Source organism: Martelella sp. (assembly GCF_984369615.1).
The window spans coordinates 1-3,939 of sequence record NZ_CFHTCS010000381.1 but is presented as its reverse complement, the minus strand read 5'-3'; the positions used below and the strand labels follow the sequence as shown (position 1 = coordinate 3,939).

At 61.3% G+C, this 3,939-nt stretch carries 7 protein-coding genes; 1 reads left to right on the top strand and 6 read right to left on the bottom strand.

The window, feature by feature from the left end; translation table 11 throughout:
* Positions 1-174 precede the first annotated feature (174 nt).
* From nrdI to AC5DC2_RS20625, 6 genes are all read right to left on the bottom strand, one after another.
* The gene (nrdI, locus tag AC5DC2_RS20650; RefSeq protein ID WP_024706749.1) at positions 175-576 is read right to left on the bottom strand and encodes a class Ib ribonucleoside-diphosphate reductase assembly flavoprotein NrdI; all 402 of its coding nucleotides are present in this window, start codon (positions 574-576) and stop codon (positions 175-177) included.
* A 120-nt stretch (positions 577-696) separates the two neighbouring features.
* Complete coding sequence (gene nrdH, locus AC5DC2_RS20645; protein WP_024706748.1) at positions 697-918, bottom strand: glutaredoxin-like protein NrdH; 222 nt, start codon at positions 916-918, stop codon at positions 697-699.
* A gap of 682 nt (positions 919-1,600) precedes the next feature.
* The gene (locus tag AC5DC2_RS20640) at positions 1,601-2,350 is read right to left on the bottom strand and encodes an SURF1 family protein (protein ID WP_024706302.1); all 750 of its coding nucleotides are present in this window, start codon (positions 2,348-2,350) and stop codon (positions 1,601-1,603) included.
* A 276-nt stretch (positions 2,351-2,626) separates the two neighbouring features.
* Positions 2,627-3,100, bottom strand: a complete 474-nt coding sequence (gene cyoD, locus AC5DC2_RS20635) for a cytochrome o ubiquinol oxidase subunit IV (protein ID WP_491699839.1) — start codon at positions 3,098-3,100, stop codon at positions 2,627-2,629.
* Positions 3,097-3,705, bottom strand: coding sequence for a cytochrome o ubiquinol oxidase subunit III (cyoC, locus tag AC5DC2_RS20630; RefSeq protein WP_024706300.1), 609 nt, complete (start codon positions 3,703-3,705; stop codon positions 3,097-3,099). The genes cyoD and cyoC overlap by 4 nt, the downstream gene beginning before the upstream one ends.
* The gene (locus AC5DC2_RS20625; protein ID WP_491699838.1) at positions 3,702-3,824 is read right to left on the bottom strand and encodes a hypothetical protein; all 123 of its coding nucleotides are present in this window, start codon (positions 3,822-3,824) and stop codon (positions 3,702-3,704) included. Before AC5DC2_RS20625 ends, cyoC begins: the two co-directional genes overlap by 4 nt.
* Here AC5DC2_RS20625 and AC5DC2_RS20620 point away from each other — a divergent pair.
* Positions 3,793-3,939: hypothetical protein (locus AC5DC2_RS20620; RefSeq protein ID WP_491699840.1), on the top strand; the 147-nt coding region annotated here is incomplete at its 3' end. The two genes, AC5DC2_RS20625 and AC5DC2_RS20620, sit on opposite strands and share 32 nt — an antisense overlap.

Genomic DNA, 3,939 nt, shown 5'->3' with positions numbered 1-3,939 from the left:
CCTTGTCGAACTGGATGTGCCCGTTCTCGTCATAGAGATTGAGCATCGCGTTCAGCGCGTGATAGTCGAGCGCCGCCGCCTTGGTCTTGGCGGAGGCCTTTTCAGAGCCCTTGTCGGCGCTTTTCTCCATGCCCGTTTCCTGAACGGTTTCGTCCTCGGCGCTTGTGGCCACCCTCAGTTCTGCCGTTTCCAAAACTCTTCCAGTCCCTGTCTGACGTTGATGACATCCTCTTCCGTCCCGAGCAGTTCGAAACGATAGAGGTACGGTACCTTGCATTTCGCGGAGATGATGTCGCCGGCAATGCCGTAGGTCTCTCCGAAATTCGTGTTTCCGGAAGCGATGACGCCGCGGATCAGCGCCCTGTTCTCCGGATTGTTGAGGAAGCGGATGACCGGCTTCGGCACTGCGCCGCGTCCGTCGCCGCCGGCATAGGTCGGCACGACGAGGACATAGGGCGCATCCACCGTTTCCGTATCCCCCTGGGGGCCGAGGCGTCTTGCCTCGAGCCCGGTCTTGGTCACGAAACGGTGCGTATTGCCCGTGGCGCTGGAATAATAGACGAGCATGCCCGTCATCCCTTTCCCTCTTCACCAGCACGGCGCGTCCTTTGACGCGCCGTCTTGTCCTTGCTGCGCCCGCTGCGTTTTCCCGCGCGGGCGCGCTCGCGCGCCGGCCCTCGGGCCGGCATTACACGGTCAGGCGAGGGTGCCGATCATGTCCGGGCGGAAGCCGGACCAGTGCTGTTCGCCGGCAACGACGACGGGCACCTGGCGATAGCCCATGCCGACGACATGGTCATAGGCTTCGTTGTCCACCGACACGTCGACGACTTCATAGTCGAGGCCCTTGCGCTCGAGCGCGCGGGTCGTCGCATTGCACTGCACGCAAGCCGGTTTGGAGTAGACAGTGATCTTCATCGTTATCCTCGCATAATCATTGTTTTTCAAAAGCGCCGATCATATCGCCGGCGCTTTCCCGCGCATCTTGCGGAGCCGGCCATGTTGATCATCAACAGGATCGGCTCCGGACCGGACCGTTGCCGGCCGAAAGCCGGGGAAGGCGCGGCGGTTGCAAGTCGTCACCGCCACTCTCTCTCAACAGTCTCCTCGAACGCATTGACCGGACTGGCGTTTTCATACCTCAGAAGTCGGCACGGCGCGCGCTGTCCACGGGGAACATCACTTCGACACATGCTTATGAGGACTCAAAACCTTGAAGACCGGACGCCGCTGACGCATCAGCTTGATTCGATAGAATCACCATAACACAATATCTGCGAACTGAAATGCCCGAACTCACCATATATAGTGTTTCGCACGCATGAATTCCATATTCACAGTTAACACAATATGACAGGGGGAATGATACAGGAAGTGTCTGCGGCCCCGTAGGCCGGGGCGCGCGGGCCGGACGAATCGCATTCGCCGAAATGTCGATATGGCGAAAGATGACTGCTCGCCACCCTCATCGGCTACCAACCTGTGGTAGAACCCGCACGCGGGCGCGATTTCTTCATCGCTTTCCACAGGCGGAAAAAGGTGACGGCCAAGCTCGGCCCTATCCGCAGTGCTGCCGAAGCGCGCGCTGCCGCGGAAAGGCCTATTCCCCGTCTTCTTCCGGCGGCGGCCGCGTGCCCCATACGCCTTCATAGCGCAGCACCAGCGCATAAAGGGCAAGCGTGCCGAGCGCCATGGCGAACCAGGTCAGCGCGTAGCTCAGATGTGCGTTGCGGAACTTCACCACTGTCAGCCCACCGATCGGATAGCCGCCCGGATTGACGGTGCTGTCGGCATCGATGAAATAGGGGGCAAAGGGTCTCAGCCCCTTGGTTGCCATGATCGAGGCCACGTCGCGACGGTACCAGTTCCCGTTCTCCGGATCGTTGGCGCGCGAGAACAGCCAGCCCTTGTCCTCCGACATGCGCAGGAGGCCGGATATGGTCACTTCGCCTTCCGGCGCCGAGCGGGTCGAGCGCGCGCGCTTTTCCTCCGGCACGAAGCCGCGATTGATCAGCACATAGCTGCCGTCCGGACGCAAAAGCGGCGTCATCACGAAGTAGCCGGGCCCGAGTTCGGTCGGGTAGTAGATCTGCACTTCCTGACTGTTGATGAGCTTGCCGGTGACGGTCACGTGGCGGTAGGCATCTTTCGCGCGCGTGATCTCAGGCCAGTCGGCGGGGCCCGGCGCCGGCACGGCCGGGGCTTCCACCCGCGCCTCGACGGCAGCGATCAGGTCAAGCTTCCATTGCAGGCGATAGACCTGCCAGATGCCGAGCGCCGCGAAGCCGGCGAAGATCACGGCCGCGACGGCGGTGATGGCGATCAGACGTTTTCTGGAGGAGGCGACCATGGCGAATTTCCTTCCCGACCGCCGGAATGCAGCGGCCTGTCGCGGGTTCTAGAGCGGTTCCGCCATTCTTGGAAACGCGCAACCGCTCCATCTATTTGTTTTGACGCATTTTCGCGGACGTCAGATGTTTCCATCTGACTGCGAAATGCTCTAGCGCATCGGCCCGAGAATCGGAATCGATTTCCGGAAAGCCCGACGCGCCGTCAACGGCTCTTGAAACAAAAACGCCTCCCCGCGGGAGCCGAGGGGAGGCGGAAGACGCGGCAGGGCAAAGGCTTACTGCTGGCCCTGGACGATGATGTTGCCCGTCACGCCGGCATCGCGCAGTTGCTGGGCGATCTCGGGCGTGGCGCAGACGATCGTGCCGTCATCGAGATAGGTGTAGCCGCTTTCCGGAAGGGGCATCATGTATTTGTTCATGTTGTGCATGACCCAGAGCGAGCCGGCGAGCACGATCAGGAGCAGGATCAGGGCCAGAAGCGAGGACGCCATGGTCCAGCCTTCTTCCTGGTGGCTGCTCAGGAGCAGGAAATATTTCAGATGCACCAGGATCTGCGCCGCGGCGCAGATCATGATCACGGCAATCAGGAAACCCTTGCTGGAGATCGCGTCGGCCATCACCAGTCCGAAGGGAATGATGGTGAGGACGGCCGCCAGGATAAAGCCGGTCATCAGCGACTTGAAGCTGCCGTGACCGTGGCTTTCATGGCCGTGACCGTCGCGGGATGCATGTTCGTTGGCTGAACTCATAGAACCACTCCCGTAAGATAGACAAGCGAGAACACGCCGATCCAGACCAGATCGAGGAAGTGCCAGAACATCGACAACGTCGCCGTGCGCCGGCGCGTCGCTTCGGTGAGGCCCTTGCGCGACAGCTGGAACAGAAGAACGATCAGCCAGATCGTGCCGAAGGTGACGTGCAGGCCGTGCGTGCCGACCAGGGTGAAATAGGCCGAAAGGAAGGCCGAACGGTCCGGCGTGGCGCCGAGTTCGATGAAGTGATGGAATTCATAGATCTCCATCGCCAGGAAGCCGACGGCGAAAAGGCCGGCGACGATCAGCCACTTCATCAGGCCTGCCTTGTCGCCCTTGTCCATCCGCAGCATGCCCATGCCGAAGGTGACCGAGGAGAACAGCAGAAGCGCCGTCTCGATAAGGGCGAAGTCGAGCTCGAACAGGTCGGCCGGCGAGGGGCCGCCCGCATAGGAGCGGCCCAGAACGGCATAGGTTGCAAAGAGCGTGCCGAAGATCAGGCAGTCGCTCATGAGGTAGATCCAGAAGCCGAGCTGCGTCGGGCTGCTGTGATGGGCGTGTTCGTCGTGATGCGTATCGCCCGTCTGATCAGCGATCGTCATGCATAAGCCTCCTTGGCCTTTTCCTGGTCACGGGCGACCTCTTCGGCAGGAATGTAGTAGTCGCGGTCGAAATCGAAGGTGTGGTAGATGATCGTGCCGATGGCCGATCTGGGCTTCATGGGCGACGCCGACAAGGCCAACCTGGTGGCCATCCAGCGCTGGTCCAGCGACCCGGCCTTCCTCGACAGCGACAACGTCGTCGTGCTCTGCACCGAGACCCTCTCCGACGTGCAC

What these genes read in the sequence shown, in the direction of transcription:
- AC5DC2_RS20625 (WP_491699838.1), bottom strand. Translation starts at nt 3,824, where the DNA reads ATGAAGCCCAGATCGGCCATCGGCACGATCATCTACCACACCTTCGAT.
- nrdH (WP_024706748.1), bottom strand. Translation starts at nt 918, where the DNA reads ATGAAGATCACTGTCTACTCCAAACCGGCTTGCGTGCAGTGCAATGCG.
- nrdI (WP_024706749.1), bottom strand. Translation starts at nt 576, where the DNA reads ATGACGGGCATGCTCGTCTATTATTCCAGCGCCACGGGCAATACGCAC.
- cyoC (WP_024706300.1), bottom strand. Translation starts at nt 3,705, where the DNA reads ATGACGATCGCTGATCAGACGGGCGATACGCATCACGACGAACACGCC.
- AC5DC2_RS20640 (WP_024706302.1), bottom strand. Translation starts at nt 2,350, where the DNA reads ATGGTCGCCTCCTCCAGAAAACGTCTGATCGCCATCACCGCCGTCGCG.
- cyoD (WP_491699839.1), bottom strand. Translation starts at nt 3,100, where the DNA reads ATGAGTTCAGCCAACGAACATGCATCCCGCGACGGTCACGGCCATGAA.